The organism is Pseudomonas sp. RU47 (assembly GCF_004011755.1).
GTDB lineage: Bacteria > Pseudomonadota > Gammaproteobacteria > Pseudomonadales > Pseudomonadaceae > Aquipseudomonas.
This window is the reverse complement of the sequence record NZ_CP022411.1, coordinates 2786756-2802095: the sequence shown is the minus strand read 5'-3', so window position 1 is coordinate 2802095 and position 15340 is coordinate 2786756. Positions and strand designations below refer to the sequence as shown.

Annotated in this window: 17 protein-coding genes; 6 read left to right on the top strand and 11 right to left on the bottom strand. The window is 55.0% G+C overall.

The features are described 5' to 3' along the window. Nucleotides 1-5: 5 nt before the first annotated feature. Entirely contained in the window at nt 6-464 is a 459-nt protein-coding gene (gene gspG, locus CCX46_RS12805) for a type II secretion system major pseudopilin GspG (protein ID WP_038368790.1), read from the bottom strand. Between the two features lie 147 nt (nt 465-611). Between gspG and gspI the strand changes: the two genes are divergently transcribed. Further along, a complete protein-coding gene (gspI, locus tag CCX46_RS12800) occupies nt 612-998 on the top strand; it encodes a type II secretion system minor pseudopilin GspI (RefSeq protein WP_158013176.1) in 387 nt (128 codons plus the stop codon). 318 nt (nt 999-1316) lie between these two features. Here gspI and CCX46_RS12795 read toward each other — a convergent pair whose 3' ends face one another. Further along, complete coding sequence (locus CCX46_RS12795) at nt 1317-1775, bottom strand: winged helix-turn-helix transcriptional regulator (RefSeq protein WP_127926975.1); 459 nt, start codon at nt 1773-1775, stop codon at nt 1317-1319. A 96-nt stretch (nt 1776-1871) separates the two neighbouring features. Here CCX46_RS12795 and CCX46_RS12790 point away from each other — a divergent pair, with 96 nt between their 5' ends. After that, nucleotides 1872-2813: an aromatic alcohol reductase gene (locus tag CCX46_RS12790; protein ID WP_127926973.1), complete on the top strand. Its 942-nt coding sequence runs from the start codon at nt 1872-1874 to the stop codon at nt 2811-2813. 179 nt (nt 2814-2992) lie between these two features. Here the strand turns inward: CCX46_RS12790 and CCX46_RS12785 are convergent, their stop codons facing one another. The 5 genes from CCX46_RS12785 to CCX46_RS12760 all read right to left on the bottom strand — a co-directional run bounded on the left by CCX46_RS12785 (nt 2993) and on the right by CCX46_RS12760 (nt 8530). Continuing rightward, complete coding sequence (locus tag CCX46_RS12785; RefSeq protein WP_127926971.1) at nt 2993-3352, bottom strand: DUF6124 family protein; 360 nt, start codon at nt 3350-3352, stop codon at nt 2993-2995. Between the two features lie 418 nt (nt 3353-3770). Beyond that, nucleotides 3771-6098: an AAA family ATPase gene (locus CCX46_RS12775; protein WP_127926967.1), complete on the bottom strand. Its 2328-nt coding sequence runs from the start codon at nt 6096-6098 to the stop codon at nt 3771-3773. After that, entirely contained in the window at nt 6073-6747 is a 675-nt protein-coding gene (locus CCX46_RS12770; protein WP_127926965.1) for an ABC-three component system middle component 1, read from the bottom strand. Before CCX46_RS12770 ends, CCX46_RS12775 begins: the two co-directional genes overlap by 26 nt. Then, nucleotides 6740-7963 (bottom strand): ABC-three component system protein, encoded by a 1224-nt coding sequence (locus CCX46_RS12765; RefSeq protein WP_127926963.1) that lies wholly within the window; start codon nt 7961-7963, stop codon nt 6740-6742. The genes CCX46_RS12770 and CCX46_RS12765 overlap by 8 nt, the downstream gene beginning before the upstream one ends. A gap of 135 nt (nt 7964-8098) precedes the next feature. Next, complete coding sequence (locus tag CCX46_RS12760) at nt 8099-8530, bottom strand: type II secretion system protein N (RefSeq protein WP_127926961.1); 432 nt, start codon at nt 8528-8530, stop codon at nt 8099-8101. Between the two features lie 120 nt (nt 8531-8650). Here CCX46_RS12760 and gspH point away from each other — a divergent pair, with 120 nt between their 5' ends. Further along, complete coding sequence (gene gspH / locus CCX46_RS12755) at nt 8651-9097, top strand: type II secretion system minor pseudopilin GspH (protein WP_127926959.1); 447 nt, start codon at nt 8651-8653, stop codon at nt 9095-9097. Continuing rightward, the gene (locus CCX46_RS12750; protein WP_127926957.1) at nt 9094-9702 is read left to right on the top strand and encodes a prepilin-type N-terminal cleavage/methylation domain-containing protein; all 609 of its coding nucleotides are present in this window, start codon (nt 9094-9096) and stop codon (nt 9700-9702) included. Before gspH ends, CCX46_RS12750 begins: the two co-directional genes overlap by 4 nt. 561 nt (nt 9703-10263) lie before the next feature. Here CCX46_RS12750 and CCX46_RS12745 read toward each other — a convergent pair. Genes CCX46_RS12745 through CCX46_RS12735 form a run of 3 tightly spaced genes read right to left on the bottom strand, consistent with a single transcriptional unit; the run spans nt 10264 to nt 12447 of the window. Next, nucleotides 10264-11202 carry a FecR family protein gene (locus tag CCX46_RS12745; RefSeq protein ID WP_127926955.1) on the bottom strand — a complete coding sequence of 313 codons (939 nt, stop codon included), beginning with the start codon at nt 11200-11202 and terminating at the stop codon, nt 10264-10266. Nucleotides 11203-11233: 31 nt separating this feature from the next. After that, nucleotides 11234-11785, bottom strand: a complete 552-nt coding sequence (locus CCX46_RS12740; RefSeq protein ID WP_007913935.1) for an RNA polymerase sigma factor — start codon at nt 11783-11785, stop codon at nt 11234-11236. Further along, on the bottom strand, nt 11782-12447 hold the full coding sequence (locus CCX46_RS12735; protein WP_127930381.1) for a secretin and TonB N-terminal domain-containing protein: 666 nt from the start codon (nt 12445-12447) through the stop codon (nt 11782-11784). The genes CCX46_RS12740 and CCX46_RS12735 overlap by 4 nt, the downstream gene beginning before the upstream one ends. A 207-nt stretch (nt 12448-12654) precedes the next feature. Between CCX46_RS12735 and CCX46_RS12730 the strand changes: the two genes are divergently transcribed. Continuing rightward, nucleotides 12655-12969 carry a hypothetical protein gene (locus CCX46_RS12730; protein ID WP_103307406.1) on the top strand — a complete coding sequence of 105 codons (315 nt, stop codon included), beginning with the start codon at nt 12655-12657 and terminating at the stop codon, nt 12967-12969. Between the two features lie 129 nt (nt 12970-13098). Here the strand turns inward: CCX46_RS12730 and CCX46_RS12725 are convergent, their stop codons facing one another. Beyond that, nucleotides 13099-13539 carry a carboxymuconolactone decarboxylase family protein gene (locus tag CCX46_RS12725; protein WP_095122853.1) on the bottom strand — a complete coding sequence of 147 codons (441 nt, stop codon included), beginning with the start codon at nt 13537-13539 and terminating at the stop codon, nt 13099-13101. A gap of 311 nt (nt 13540-13850) precedes the next feature. Between CCX46_RS12725 and pdxR the strand changes: the two genes are divergently transcribed. Further along, on the top strand, nt 13851-15284 hold the full coding sequence (gene pdxR / locus CCX46_RS12720) for a MocR-like pyridoxine biosynthesis transcription factor PdxR (RefSeq protein ID WP_127926953.1): 1434 nt from the start codon (nt 13851-13853) through the stop codon (nt 15282-15284). Nucleotides 15285-15340: the final 56 nt, after the last annotated feature.

Here is a 15340-nt window from a genome sequence, read left to right as displayed (position 1 = left end):
CGGCCTTACAACTGCCAGGAACCGATATCGGCATTCACGCCGTCGCCGTCCGGCTGACCGTCGGCACCGAGGGAAAAGATGTCGATCTCGCCATTCGCGCCGGGGTTGAGATACTGATAAGGACGCCCCCACGGATCGTTCGGCAAGCGCTCCAGATACGAGCGCCAATTGCTGTTCTTCGCATCCGCCGGCCGCTCCACCAACACCTTCAGCCCCTGGTTCATGCTCGGGTAAGTGCCGTGATCGAGGCGATACAACTTCAACGCCTGCATCAACCCACCAATATCCTGCTTCGCCGCCGTCGCCCGCGCCTGATCCGGCCGATCGAGCACCTTGGGCACCACCATTGCCGCCAAAATCCCCAGAATCACCACGACCACCATGATCTCGATCAGGGTAAAACCCTGCTGCCCACGCGGCGTGCGCATCGGCTGCTGAAGCGATTTGAAAGGTGCGATATCCATCTCGACATACCCTGGCTTGATTCGATTCGACGCGCAGTGTTGCAAGAAGATATGTCAGTGATGTTGAAAATCCTCGGGTGTTTTCGTCGTCAAGCCGTCAAGGACGCGGGTTAGCGTCGAGGGCTGGGTTTGGGTTTTGGGCGGTTTATGCGTGCGCGTTCGCGGGAAGCGGGTTTCACGTTGATTGAGGTGCTGGTGGCGCTGGCGATTATTGCCGTGGCGATGTCGGCGGCTGTGCGGGTGGCGGGGTTGATGACGCAGAGTAGTGGGGTTTTGAGGGATCGGTCGGTGGCGATGATTGCGGCGCAGAGTCGGATGGTGGAGTTGCGGTTGGAAGGGAAGTTGCCGATGGGTATGAAAGTGCAGGACTGCGATCAGGGACGGCTATTGCTGCGTTGTGAACAGCTGATCAGCGCAGCCGAAAATGGACGGTTGCTCAAGATTGGCATCCAGGTATTTGACCGCAACCAGGATGCGCCGCCGTTGGCCAGGCTTGAGACATTGTTGTCCCGAACGGAAAGCCCCTCACCCTAGCCCTCTCCCAGAGGTAGAGGGGACCGATTCGGGGATATTCGAGAGCTACACCGACTTGAAAGCCATGCACTGAATCCAAAATGGCCAAGCTCACAAAGCCAAATCGAAGGTCCTTCACCAAACCCATAATCGCCAAGGCCTTTCACCAAAACCATAATCACCAAAATCTTCCAGGTCGACGTACCCCACAAGACACCTCGGTCGGCCCCCTCTCCCTCCGGGAGAGGGCTGGGGTGAGGGCCGCTTCTAATCGCAAGCCCCCAAACCCGCCAACAGACTGGCAACGTTCCAGGCAATGGTCTGAACCAAAGCAACCAATCAATCAGCCCCATCCAAATCAACCAGCCCCACCACCGGAACCTGCCACGAAGGCTTTTTCCCACTCTGACCATCAAACGCACGACGCGCCTCGCGAAAATCATCGACGTGCTCCACAACCCACGTCCAAATCGGCGACATGCGAACCAACAACTCCATACCCAACGCCGTCAGCTCATACTCAACATGGGGCGGCACCTGATCCAACTCCCGCCGTATCAGCAAACCATCGCGTTCCAGCGCCCGCAGCGTCTTGGTCAACATGCGCTGTGTCACGCCCGTCATTTGCCGTTTGATCTCGGCATGACGCATCGTGCCGTACACACCCAGGGCATGCAGGATACCCAGTGACCAGCGGCTACCGGCGTGAGCCAGGACTTCGCGCCGCACGCCATCATCGTCTCGTCTTAGCGTCTGGCAGATCGCTTCTGCCTGGCTAAGGGTTTCCTCATCGGTCATGTGTCCCCCTGGTATCACGCGTGTGCCTTCTTCTGAGCGCTGCGCAATCGTGCCAGCATCGCCAAATCATACAGACGACGGATCTCAGGAGACATCATGACCGCAGCGACCCACCCTTCCCCACAATCCATTCTCGTACTCGGCGCCGGCGAACTCGGCCTGCCGGTGCTGCGCAATCTTGCGCGGGTAGCCAAGCGCTCGCCCGGCAGCACCATCAGCGTCCTGCTCAGGGATTCGACCATCAACACGCAAGCTCCCGAGAAAAAACTGGAAGTCGATGAACTGCGCAGTCTGGGCATTCAGCTAGTCGCTGCAGACCTGGTTAACGATTCCATCGAGCAACTGGCCGAAGTGTTCGCAGCATTCGACACCGTCATAGGCTGCGCAGGCATGGTCGCGGGCCGTGAAACGCCGATGAAACTGGCGACAGCAGCGCTAAAGTCCGGCGTGAAGCGCTACTTCCCCTGGCAGTTCGGCGTCGATTTCGAAGTGATTGGCCGGGGCAGCCCGCAGGATTTGTTCGATGCGCAACTCAACGTGCGCGAGTTGCTCCGCGCTCAGGACAAAACCGAATGGGTGATCATCTCGACCGGCATGTTCACCAGTTTTCTGTTCGAGCCGGTCTTTGAAGTCGTCGATTTTGACAACCACACAGTCAACGCCTTGGGCAGCTTGGAAACCAGCGTGACGCTCACGACACCGGAAGACATCGGCAAGCTGACAGCGGACATCGTTTTCTTCGAACCGCGCTTTCGCAATGAGATCGTCTACCTGTCTGGCGACACGGTGACGTATGGGCAGGTGGCGAGCCTGCTTGAGCGTGTGCTGGGGCGTCCGTTCAAACGTAACGTCTGGACGGTTCCGTACCTGATGCAGGAACTGGAAAAGGACCCCACTCACCACATCAAAAAATACCGCGCCGTATTTGCCCAAGGCAGAGGCGTGTCGTGGCCGAAAGCGGGGACTTTCAACGAACAGCAGTCGATTCAGGTCACAACGGCTGAACAGTGGGCTCGAGACAACCTGGCAGTCGATTGACGCTAGCAAGCACCCCGCCACTCACAGTTACAGAAACGCGTACATCGTCTCGACATTTATCGCGGCTGAAGAGCCAGCGCACTCCCACCTTGAAACACACTTAAAGGTGGGAGCGAGCCTGCTCGCGAAGGCGCCAGAGTTCACACCTGATCAATCACCAAGTGCCCCCGACACCCGCATCACTCCGGCAACTGCAAATTATCCAACGCCCGATTCACCGCCAACTCCCCGAGCATGATCAACTGCGCAATCCCCGCCAGCGCATGGCGCTGCGATGCCGGCAACAGGCTGGAGACGTTCTGGGCGATGGTTTTGGCGGAAGCGAGTGTTGCACTGGCATCGACCAGCAGTTCTTCGGTTTTGTTGTCTGCCGTCACGGCGTACATCCCACGGTTTTTACGTGGGGGCGGCGTGGAACCGGGTGGACAGAGGTAATGGTCGAGCGCGCGGTCGGCGGCTTCGTGGAGTTTTTTGGAATCGATGGATTCGTAGGGGGAAACCGAGTCGGTTTCGGGCGGGTTGGGTGTTGGTTTGATCATGGTGAAGCTCCAAATTTATACCTGGTGGAACCACCAACACCTGTCGCTAAACAAGTAAGGGTGGCAGCTGTACGCGGGTTAGCGAACCGAGAGGTATAAGACCCGGCAGACCCGAAGGTCTCCCACGCACAGCCACCATGTCGTCGTCGCAAACGTCTGCGACAAACTGGAGCGTCGTTGTACTTATACCTGGTCAGGTCGCTAAACCCGGTCGCTGGGTTGCCAGCGACACGTAGACGATAAAGACCAGGTACAAAACGCACAAGCCGGCGGATTCTGGCGTAGCTGTAGGCAAAGGCGCAAGGATATGTAGCCTGAGAGAGTGACTGGAGATGTCTTTTTAAACATTGGCGTTTATCGAGGCATCGTCCCGTCACGTTTCCCTAATAGACCCGCCTAGTTATCTCGGGAATTTTTTTCATCCCGCTTCCCTGGCCAGAGCTTGCATATTGAATGTAAGAGGAAGCAAACCTGCCCTCGTGAATCGATATCTCATATACGAAGAAACATCATCTTCATGAGATGAAACAATCAATTGTCTATCTTTAAGCTCGCAGCGTAGAAGATCCGTCAAAGATGCAATGTTTACCTCATCTAGGGATTGAGACGGATCATCAATCATGATGATAGGGACACTGGAGTAGACTCTATTCAATGAGAGGAAGAAAGCCAGGCTCAATGCTGATATTTGACCAGAACTCATAGATAACATCGCGTCGTGATCTGAATATTCAGCGGTCGCAAACCTCAACTGGTTGCCTTCTTTGCTTTCAATAAACAATCCAAGTCCACGCTGATAGTTCTGAATGAGTCTTCCACTATACACATGAAATATTAATTCTATTTCGGATATAGTGTGATCAGAGTAGGTTTTTTCTACACGCTCCAAGGTACTACGCAAAGATACAATACGCCCCTTGATTCTATTTATTGCTGCATTTTCTTTTCGGAGAGCATTCAATCTTTTGTTAATACCTTCCAGCGTAGCGCTCTTTGCTTCGTTTGCTCTTAGTGAAATATATTTCAATTTCACCTCCAATGCTTCGCGCCCAAGAACATAGAAATCTGCTTCGTCTTTAAAAGCGTTGAGTATTACAGATCTCCACTGATCTGGAATATCCACAATTTCTTCTTGTTTTTGAGCACGAAATGAGGCTATCAGATCTGCTAATCGCTTTTCCTCTTCCTCAGGATCTACAGTGTACGTGTCTGGGTAGGGAATCCCCCTTCTTGTAAGTTGGCCGCCGAGCTCTCGTATTCTTTGAATTATTTCTTTATGTCGACGAAGTACTTCGTGAAGATCTGAATCATAACTTGATCGTTCCAATTTCAAATCGTTGGTTACGCGCTCAATTAACACCAACAGGACATTCCCTATTGATTCGATTACCTGCACAAGCTTTTTACCATCCTCGCTTAGGGTTTCAGAAAGCTTCGCAGATCTTTCCTCTATCACAGAAAGCAATTTTCCGTGTGTCTGCCAGTCCTGCGAGCAAAGTGGACAGGTTGTTTCATTAGGATAAATATTAAAGTGCTTTTCAAGCAGTTCATTTTTAAGCTTACTAATTTCGGCAATAACTTCGGCGTTCGCAGCCGAGGACGTATTTAATAGGTCACGACTTTTAATCTGTTCTTCAAGCTCGACGAATTCGCCGGGTTTCCAGCCAGGAGTTGTACGAATCTCATCAAATCCAATGCTCGCCGCACCCTTTTCCAGAGTTGAGAGCGAAAATGATAAAGAGTCGATGTTAGATTTAATTACGGACAGCGCGGTGAACTCTTCAGTGGTCTTGCCAACCTGAATCAGGGCCCTTAAAAGATTATTATTTTTTGAAATATAATTCTCGATTTTTTCGTTAGAGACCCTAATCTTAATGGCTTGCTTTAAAGGCAGCAACTCGATGATGCCACGTACTTCAGCAACATAATCGTCGTGTATTTCTTTGGAATATCCAGAAAATAAAACTTCTGCATCCCAGCCAGGTCGGATGTCGGCGGTGCTAACCCTTTCGTACACAGCGCCTTCTAGTCCGCTCTCTAACATTGTTCGCAAAGCTTCGCCCTCTCGATCCAACCGAGATTCTTCTTCTTGGCGCTCTTTACTTAGTTTTTGGGTTAATTTTTTTTCTAGTCGTTTACAGTTAGCAATTTCTGAAACGACAGCGCCTGACTGAATTAGACTTTCAAGCGCCTTCTTTCGGTTATTTAGACTAGTCGAAAAAAGATACTCATTCTGACCTTGCTCTAGATAATTCAGAAAAGAATAATTATCCTGGAATCCTTGGCCAAAAAGCTCGGCGATTAAACTATCGTCTTTTATATTCTCATCATTAAAGTCAGTGGACTCAAAACTGCCTAACTTGTAGAGCTTAAACAATGAGAAGTCGTTCGCCTTGTTTTTGTCTTTAGGCCAGAGGCTCTCGCTTGGTGCATGTCTAGCGAGGACTATTTTTTTATCGCCCGACTGAAATTCTATTTTTATGTGGAGATCGTTGCCTTGAGATCGCACATTCCAAAAAAGGTTATCTTCATACTTTTTTTTCGTCCCGATCATAACTTTATCGAAAAGGCGTTGAATTCTTGCTATTTTTCCAGTTAAAAGCAGTTCGATCGCATCAAAAATACTGGTCTTCCCGAAGCCATTTGGGCCATCTAAAGTTAAGAGTGATGCGGATTCTAAATCCAACGAAATATTTTTAAACGCCTTAAAACTGGCGATCTCAATCCGGGATATTTTCCAGCTCATTCTTCATCAACTCCTTGATTAAGTCATCTATGGCAACGTCATCAACCTCGGGCAACTCCTGCACTTTCCTATAAAGCCCTGTTAACTCTGATTCTGCTACTGCAGCTTCCGCCTGAAGTTTTAACGGAACGAGTTCACGCTTCTCATGGCTAAGCACAAGGAATGGAATCTTAATGAATATTTTTGCAGCAATACTGTAGGCGGATGAAGAAAGAGGCGATTTCTTATATAAGTCAAATTGACTCTTGTCCGATATAGCCCGAAGCAGATCTCCGAACTCGAACCCTTCCAAGCAATCTTCCTCATCTTTGGTGTAGTAAAGGACATATTTCTTATAGTGGTACGCGTCCTCTTCAATCGCAAAAATTCTATCCTCTAGCTCTTTAAACTCAGCAAGACTCCCTAGTTTCAGCAGGCAAATCAAGTCACAATTTTTTTTGAAGGCAGGGTGCTCGACGAATTCTTTAGGGGCACTTAAAGAGGCTGCTTCATTTAATGATTCCGGAGACTGCAATACCGTCATCTCATGCACAATCGCGAAACGAGCTGCATCCTCATGCAGGCGAAAGAAATAAGAGGATTGCTCCGTCGCATGAATTAAAGAGAATGCCTGCTCAGCTAATGCGCTACTGATTATTCCTCTAAGCATTTAACTTACCCTCTGCATCCTGCTTCGTTATCACATTGACACTTAGCTCACGTGTGATCTTGTCATCTTGGTTTTCCGCTTCGTATTTTGGATCTGAGCCATCATTCTCTGTAATCTTTGTTTCGACACTGAAAGATTTCAGAGCGGAAAATGCAATTAAGTTGCGATATTCAAAAAGTAGAGGCTGGAGCCTTCTGTTATTTTTCATCTCCGTCCTGATCCTATCTACGCATGCACGGCACTCACGATCGTTTAATAGTGTCAGAGCTGTAGGAAGATAGAAGCTTGAGTCGGAGCCCATATAATGTGGCAATCTCTGCAGAACAGGTGCAATACAAAAATCCTGGATTAACTCAGAGTACCTTCCGATATCTTCGTGCTGTATCTTCGAAAAGCTTTCGGAAGGTTTCATGACTTGGCAAAGGCGCTGGAGATCGTCAGAGTTCAAGCTATGCAGATGTACGAAAAGATCTTGAGCCCGAAGATACTGTTTGTCGTTTATTTCTGGGAGCAGGTCATCAAGTGTTTTTTCGAGATAATCGAAAAGATTCTTTCTTAGTTCCGTTGCAAAATATTCGACATCATTTTGCAATCCCTCCGACAAAAGCTCGGTTAAGAGTTCAGAGGCATGTATACGATTCTCAAAAGCTGCCTTACTCTCAGAAACTCCATCCACCTGATTTATTTTATGGATTTCTATAGCTTTGCTACTGATGATTTCCGAGATCAAACTGTAGTTCTGGTCAGTAAGGCGCTCGGTTGGCAGGACGCCCTTGGCATCATTAAATATAGTTCTTATTAAATCTTTAGTAATTTTTTCTATTTCACCTAATCCGCAGTACGGCTGACCGTTATACTCGTAAAACTTCACAACTTCGCCGTTTCCTGGTTTGTAATCCGACGTATCGTCTATTTTTACGGACACATGGAAGTACCTATTGGTTCCAGTCTTTCTATGCTCATCAATCTCTGCCGATTTTATTAGCGCCTTAGTATAGCTACCTCTAGTCGATCCGACTTTTGCTTTCACTTGATGAACGCTAAGTAATTTTCCGTTTTTATATATTGCAAAATCATCAGTACTATCCAACTGCAGCTCAAAATCTAATTCGTTCTTAATTATTAATTTTAAAGAATGATAAAGAGCGACCTTCCCCTGATATACAAACCCACTCCATGAGGAAATTGCGCTATTTGGCTCAGTTAATTCGCTCAATTTGAAATCCTTTCAGTCGCCACCTAATATCGTGGTGATATCACTATAGACGGAGATGCCGATCACCGCTTTTGTAGTAGATCAGGAGTCGACGCTTGGTCTTGCCAGTGGGGCGTGAAGGTGAAGGTCAGCAACTCAAGGCCTCACCAACCTAGGCAAAACCACCCCCTCCCCCAACCTCTCCACCCCCAACCGCACCCTCTCCCCACCCTGCTCAATCACCACCCCATCCCCCTCCACCGCCACCAACTTCACCCCAGGCCCAACCTTCTCCCCCTGCAAAAAACTCCTCGGCGGCCCATCGTTCAGGCTCAGTATCGCCACCGCCCCCCGACTCCCCGCCATCACCCCGCTCACCTTGATATCCATCGGCGCCGTTTGATTGGAAAACCACTGCAACGCCGGGCTATCACTTCTTGCCGCCAGCAATTGCGGGGCCGCTGCCGGGGTGTGTGATTCGGCGGAGGTCAGTAGCAGCGACGACCATGTCGCCACGCCGACCAGCGCGGCGAGCAGTGCGAGGGCCTGGACCATTTGGGGTGGGGAAACGCGTGCGGTGAAGGTCATGGGTTGAATCTCCTTTTTATCCCTGCTGTCAGCCTACGCGGCAATTCTCTCCGTTTTATTTCACACGCCTTACATGTTGGCCGTGCACGATGGCGCAGGACGCAAAGGAGCGCGCGCGCGATGAACAGGCAACAGGGTTTTACGCTGATCGAGTTGATGGTGGTGCTGGTGATCATCGGCATCGCCAGTGCGGCGATCAGCCTGAGTATCAAGCCTGATCCGTTGCAGTTGCTGCGCAAGGACGCCGAGCGTGTGGCGCAGTTGCTGCAGGTGGCGCAGGCGGAGGCGCGCGCGGATGGGCGGCCGATTGTGTGGGTGAGTGATGCCAAGGGGTTTCGGTTTAGTCGGCGCAGTGACAGTGGCAAGGGGTTTGATCATTTCGCGCAGGATCCGCAGTTGCGGCCGCGTGCCTGGCAGAGTCCGAAGATGGAGGTGCGGGTGGAGCCGAAACAGAGGGTTGTGCTGAACGCTGAGTGGATCAATCCGCCGCTGCAGTTGACGTTGTCGGATGGCTTGAATCGCTTGAGTGTGCTGCGTGATGACAGTGGAAGGATCAGCCTGCAATGAAGCGCCAGCAAGGGTTTACGTTGATTGAGGTGATGGTCGCGATTTTGCTGATGGCGGTGGTGAGTCTGATTGCCTGGCAGGGGCTGGACAGTGTGACGCGGGCGGACAGTCATTTGCAGGCGAGCAGTGAGCAGAGTGACGGTTTGTTGCGCGCGCTGAATCAGTTGCAGCGGGATGTGGAGATGCGGGCGGGGATTGAGTTGACTGAGCCGAAGAAGGTTGGGGTGGATGATGAACCGCCGAGCGCACCGCCCGCCCTTACTGTGCGCAGTAGCGCCAGTAAGGGGTTTCGGCTGGACATTATTCGCACGGCGGCGGATCAGCCGGGGGCGTTGCAGCGGGTGCGGTGGTGGGTCAAGGGCGATACGTTGTATCGGGCGGTGGCTGAGGCGCGGAGTCGGTATCCGTTGCCGGCGCCTGGGAATGGGGTTGCTGTTTTGCAGGATGTCAGTGATGTGCAGGTGCGGGTTTGGGAGGTGGATAAGGGGTGGCGGCAGTTGAGTGGGAATCGGCGGGAGGATCCGTTGGGGTTGGAGATTCGGTTGAGTCGGGGGACGGCGCAGGGGGTGGAGAAGTATCGGCAGGTGATTGGGCCGTTGGAGTGATTTGCTGGCCATGAACTAAATGTGGGAGGGGGTTTGCGACCGAATGTGGTGGGTCAGTCGACATGGTTGTTACTGATAGAACGCTTTCGCGAGCAGGCTCGCTCCCACAATTGGATTGGGGGTAGTCAGTTGCAGGTTGGTTGGCTGTGAGGTCGTCATCGCGAGCAGGCTCACTCCCACAGTTTTAAATTTGCGTACAACCCAAGCGGCAAAGCCGCCCCACTCAACAGGATGAGCGTTAGCTCGGCTGCAGCTTTTGATCTTGATCCACGGGCGACGTCGGAAGGCTGAGTGGAGGGATTCATCCGGGGGTGGGAGCGCAGCGACCGTTTGGCGAAGCCAAATGCATCGAGAGGAGGTGCAGCGAAGCAAACCGTAGGCGATGCGCCCGGATGGATCCCGGAGCGAAGGAACCCCGAGCCTTAGCGAGCGGGCCGCACGTAGGAGCAAGCGTTTTTTTGCTTACTTTTTTTAGGCGTTTGTAAAAAAAGTGAGTCGCCGTAAGGGCGAAACCCTAAGCGGCCGTTACCGCAGAAACGGATATGTACACGATCAAACAAACTAACTCAAAACAACGACGCCACCAGGCAGCTCGGTGCACTTAACGCCATAGGCATCCCGAATCAGCAGTGCGACGCCGGCGAGTTGGTCGAGGCTGAATCGGGCCTGGACGCGGCGTTGGCCGAGCTCACGGTTGAGCAGCAGCAACATGCCGGGGCGGTAGCGGTTGATTTCGTCGATCATCTGGCTGAGGGTCGCGCCGTTGAAGACCAGCACTTGTTGGCGCCAGTTCATTACTGCAGTTGTGTCGACGCTTTGTACGCTGCCGACTTGCCGTGCGTCGTAGGTCACTTGCTGGCCCGGTTCGAGGCGCAGACTACGACCATCAACATCCACTTCAACCGCACCATCGAGGCAGGTCACGCAGACTTGCTGATCAGTGTTGCGCAGGTTGAAACGTGCCTGACTGGCGCGCAACCACCCTCCTCCAGCCTGCATCGCCAACGGCAACCGCGCGGTCTGCACTTCGACTTCGCCGCTGACCAGTTCAAAGCCCTGCACGCCGTTATCGATGGAGCGCTGATTGATCCGCGTCTGAGTATTCAGCTCCAGGCTCACACCCTGCATTGGTTCGAAACGCCGCTGCTGGCCAACTTCAGTAATGTAGTCAGCGCCCAACCCTTCGAAGCCACCAGGAATCGTCCCGCGCACCAGCAAAAACGCCGCCGACGCAGCAATCGCCCCGCCGAGAAACGCACGTCGACCAAACCCGCGTGGCGCCTGCATTTGCTCCACGGCCGGTTGCAGCTGCTGCCACAACCGCTTGGCCTCTTCGAACGCACGGGCATGCTCGGCACTCCGGGCGCACCATTCGCGCAGGGCGCGGGCGTCGGCCACGGTGGCGCGGCCGGAGGTCAGCAGGACCAGCCAGTCGCGAGCTTCGCTGTGCAGATTGTCGGCCGCCGATGGCTCGGCAGGTGTCAGTCGAAAGATGTTCAAACGCGCAGATTCTCAACGAATTGATCGGGCACTATTCAGAAGACGGTTTTCCGGCCCCGCGACCGAACCGCTGAAACACTTTTCTTTCCAGTTTCGCGGCGCAGAAGCCCAGCGCGGCTTTGATTTCCTTCTCGACCATGCGCGTGGAAATGCCAAAACGCTGCGAGATTTCCAGATGCGGCGCCTCTTCCAGACGCGCCGCGATGAAGATCTTCCGGCGCCGTGCGGGCAGTTCGTACAACGCACTGAGCAGCGACTGGATTTCCTTCTGCCCGCCCACTACCCGCGCTGGGTCCAGCGCTTCATCGCCGATTTGCAGCAGCTCTTCGACTTCCTCGCCGGTGAGCAGGCGCGCATCGGCCTGGCGGCGGTCGGCGGCGATGTTCAGGGCCATGCGATAGAGGTAGGCATTGGGCCGCAGGACGTTCGGCGGCGTCTCCATGCGGTCGACGCGCAGGTAGGTTTCGTGCAGCACGTCGTTGGCCAGATCTTCCGAACCGAGACGCCTACGCAGGCGCACCCGAAAGTCCTCGTAGGACGTCAGGAACAGTTGGACCATCGAACCTTGTCCGGTGTCTTTCATCCCCCGGAAACTCCTTCCCATTTGGTGCATTCCATGCGTTTCCCTGACGACTCCGGTAACAACAGCAACGTGACCGGCTGACGCAAGGCGCTGGGCGTCGGCCGGTCGATCTTGAGATTGCGAAAGCTTTCCACCAGCGCGTTGTCGCGCCGTACATCACCGGTCGAAGTGACCAACCGGTTGTGCTGCACCAAGCCGTCGCGCCCGACCCAGACCTGCAACACCGCGCGATAACTGCCCGGACGCGTCAGCGGCGAGCGGCACAGGTTGCGTTCGATCGCCGCTTGCACCGCTGTGGCGTAACTGCGGTTGACCGCGACGCTTTCCGGCGTCTGTTTTTGCGGCGGCGCCGCCACGTCTTCGACCTGCGCCACTTGCAACGTAAATGCATCGTCGCGGGCATACCGCGCCATCAATCCACTGCCGCCGAGCAACCGACGCAGGGCATCGGCGGCGGTGTATTCACCGTCCACCGCCAGCGAGCGACGACCGCGACTCAACTGACTGTCGACCAGCACCGCAACGCCGGTGGCGTGGCTGTACTGATCCAGCGCGTGCGCCAGATCCTGTGCCGGAATGTGCAGCGTCATGCGCAAGTCCGCCGGCACCGTGTCGGCCATGGCGTGGCCCGCCGCACAGCCAAGCAGCCACCCCAGACACATCCGGCGCACAAGCCTCGTTGAACGCTGAAAGCCGTCCGTGGAATTGCCTCGCTGCACGGCTGACGAATCCTTGGAAATCGTCATCCTGAGGGCTGTTTATGAATCTGGTGTGACGGGCGGTGCAAAAAAACCATCACGGGAATTGCGCACGGCTTGCACTAGACTCACGCCATAGCGCGGCCCCTTTGGGCCGGCCAGGAGGCGAGCATGAAAACACTGTGGCGATTGAGCCTTGGCGGGCTGTTGTTGATGGCGCTGTCGAGCGCTTATGCCGAGCAGCCGCTGGGCTGTGTGGAAGTGACGGTCGGCGGCTACAAGGCGCCGAATTACGATTGTCTGAGCCAGCAGATGGGCAACAACCCGGAAGGTGCTGCGGCGGCGGAGAAGAATCAAGAGGCGCTGAATGTGCCGGTGAACAAGCGGCCGCCGAATCAGGTCGGGCTGGCGACACCGGCGGCGACCAGCACGCGGATGGGCAATACCTTTGGCACCTCAGTAAAACCACAACGCCCACCGCAATGATTTTGATCTTGATCGTTCCCACGCTCCGCGTGGGAATGCAGCCTGGGACGCTCCGCGTCCCATCCAGAGCCGAACGCAGAGCGTCCGTTGAGGCATTCCCACGCGGAGCGTGGGAACGATCATGGGTGTTCAGTCGCTTGGGGTTTGGCGGAAGCTCACCGCGAGGCGGTTCCAGCTGTTGATGGTGGTCACGGCCATAGTCAGGTCGACCATCTCGCCTTCACTGAATTGCTCGCGCGCCTGCTCATAAACGTCATCAGGCACACGGCTCTCCGCCAACAACGTCACCGCCTCCGCCCAGGCCAACGCCGCACGCTCACGCGGGTTAAAGAAGTTGCTGTCGCGCCACACCGCAATCGCATACAAACGCCGATCACTCTCCCCGGCCCGCCGCGCATCCACCGAGTGCATATCGGTGCAGAATGCGCAGCCATTGAGTTGCGAGGCGCGGATCCGGATCAGTTGCAGCAGCGGCTGCTCGATACTGAGGTTGGCGGTCAGCGCCTCCATGGCAATCATCGCTTTCATCGCCTTGGGCGAAGCGTTGTAGTAATCCAGGCGCGGGGACATGGGCAGGTCTCGGTGGACGGAATAATGAATTCACCGTAAACGCCGACAGCGTTGCATGACAGCCCCAATTGAACGGAAAACCGCTACACCACTGCCTCCTGCCCTGCGCAGATCCCCTGTGGGAGCGAGCCTGCTCGCGAAGGCGTCAGGTCAGTCAGCCCATTTTTGAATGACACACCGCATTCGCGAGCAGGCTCGCTCCCACAGGGGTTAGTGACCAATTTCGGGTTTTTCGGGTAGGCAACTATTGCCGATCTCGCAACAGCGGTAATCTGGCGGGCACGCCAAATAGCCCCGGGAGCCTCGTCGGTATGGAACTTCACGTCGTGATCAACGGCCGCAAGGATCTTGCCGGTCAGTTGTATCAGCAGTTGCGCGGGGCCATCGAGTCCGGGCGCTTGGCCGCTGGCACGCAACTGCCGCCCAGCCGTCTGCTCGCCGAGCAACTGGGCATCTCGCGCAAGACCATTTCCGACACCTACGCGCAACTGACCTACGAAAACTTCCTCACCGGGGTGATCGGCAAAGGCACCTACGTCAACGCGCGCCCGGCGCAGGTCCAGCGCAAACAAAGTCACACCGAACTGGCCAGTGCCGAAGTGATCGAGAGCTGGCGCAATCTGCCGGTGTTCCTGCGTCACCCGACGCTGGAAGGCTCGCTGCGCTACGACTTCATCGGCGGCGCGACCAGCAAGGGCCAGTTTCCGCAGGATGACTGGCGCCGCTGCGTCGCCCATGCGATGCGTCAGATGAGCCAGTCCAAAGGCTTCTACAGCGTCGCCGAAGGCCTGCCGGCGCTGCGCAATGCGATTGCCCGGCACATCGCGTTTTCCCGGGGCATCAACTGTCAGGACGAAGACATCGTCGTGTGCAATGGCGCGCAACAGGCGCTGGATCTGATCACCCGCGTGCTGATCCGCCCCGGCAGTCGGGTGGCGATGGAAGATCCCGGTTATCCGCCGGCGCGTCTGCTGTTCGGCACCCATGGCGCCGAGGTGGTCGGGATTCCGGTGGATGCCGAGGGCATTCAGGTTGAGCAGATTCCCGATGGCACGCGCCTCATCTATGTCACGCCGTCGCACCAGTTCCCGCTGGGCGTGCCGATGAGTCAGGCGCGCCGTGAAGCCTTGCTGGTCCGCGCTCATGAGTTGGGCGCGATCATCATCGAGGACGACTATGACAGCGAGTTTCGCTACGAAGGCCGGCCGACCGATTCGCTGTTCAATCTCGACCAGCGCGGCATCGTCGCTTACGTCGGCACCTTCTCGAAAACCCTACTGCCGGAGTTGCGTCTGGGTTATGCGATCCTGCCGCCGGCGATTCTCGAGGCGGTGATCCGTGCCAAACAGCTCACCGATTTGCACGCTTCGACCCTGCCGCAATGGGCGCTGGCCAAGTTCATCGCCGAGGGTTGTCTGCTCAAGCATATCCGCCGCTGTCATGCGATCTACGCCCAGCGCCGGGAGCGGATTCTGGCGCGCATGGCGGATGACTTGTCGCCATGGCTTGAGGCGGTGCCGGCCAGCGCCGGGTTTCATATGGCGGTGTTCTGCAAGGTGCCGATCGACCTGCCGCTGGTGATCGAACTGGCGAAAAAGGTCGAAGTCGGTTTGTACTCGATCAATGGTTTCTACCATCAACAACCGGCAAAGAACGGCCTGTACTTCGGCTTCGGCGCGATCGAAACCCTCGACATCGATATCGCTCTGGATCGCCTGCGCGACATCCTCCAGCAAGTCGCCTGAGCGATTGGCCTAAAGATTTAACCGCCGATTGGTTATTGGTGTTCCGGGGGTGCAGG

Excerpts from the sequence above, each read along its gene's own strand:
- CCX46_RS12725 (WP_095122853.1), bottom strand. The coding sequence starts at position 13,539 with ATGTCCCCGCGCCTGGATTACTACAACGCTTCGCCCAAGGCGATGAAA.
- gspG (WP_038368790.1), bottom strand. The coding sequence starts at position 464 with ATGGATATCGCACCTTTCAAATCGCTTCAGCAGCCGATGCGCACGCCG.
- CCX46_RS12760 (WP_127926961.1), bottom strand. The coding sequence starts at position 8,530 with ATGACCTTCACCGCACGCGTTTCCCCACCCCAAATGGTCCAGGCCCTC.
- gspI (WP_158013176.1), top strand. The coding sequence starts at position 612 with ATGCGTGCGCGTTCGCGGGAAGCGGGTTTCACGTTGATTGAGGTGCTG.
- CCX46_RS12735 (WP_127930381.1), bottom strand. The coding sequence starts at position 12,447 with ATGTGTCTGGGGTGGCTGCTTGGCTGTGCGGCGGGCCACGCCATGGCC.
- CCX46_RS12795 (WP_127926975.1), bottom strand. The coding sequence starts at position 1,775 with ATGACCGATGAGGAAACCCTTAGCCAGGCAGAAGCGATCTGCCAGACG.
- CCX46_RS12740 (WP_007913935.1), bottom strand. The coding sequence starts at position 11,785 with ATGAAAGACACCGGACAAGGTTCGATGGTCCAACTGTTCCTGACGTCC.
- CCX46_RS12750 (WP_127926957.1), top strand. The coding sequence starts at position 9,094 with ATGAAGCGCCAGCAAGGGTTTACGTTGATTGAGGTGATGGTCGCGATT.
- CCX46_RS12785 (WP_127926971.1), bottom strand. The coding sequence starts at position 3,352 with ATGATCAAACCAACACCCAACCCGCCCGAAACCGACTCGGTTTCCCCC.
- CCX46_RS12775 (WP_127926967.1), bottom strand. The coding sequence starts at position 6,098 with ATGAGCTGGAAAATATCCCGGATTGAGATCGCCAGTTTTAAGGCGTTT.
- CCX46_RS12770 (WP_127926965.1), bottom strand. The coding sequence starts at position 6,747 with ATGCTTAGAGGAATAATCAGTAGCGCATTAGCTGAGCAGGCATTCTCT.
- CCX46_RS12730 (WP_103307406.1), top strand. The coding sequence starts at position 12,655 with ATGAAAACACTGTGGCGATTGAGCCTTGGCGGGCTGTTGTTGATGGCG.
- pdxR (WP_127926953.1), top strand. The coding sequence starts at position 13,851 with ATGGAACTTCACGTCGTGATCAACGGCCGCAAGGATCTTGCCGGTCAG.
- CCX46_RS12790 (WP_127926973.1), top strand. The coding sequence starts at position 1,872 with ATGACCGCAGCGACCCACCCTTCCCCACAATCCATTCTCGTACTCGGC.
- gspH (WP_127926959.1), top strand. The coding sequence starts at position 8,651 with ATGAACAGGCAACAGGGTTTTACGCTGATCGAGTTGATGGTGGTGCTG.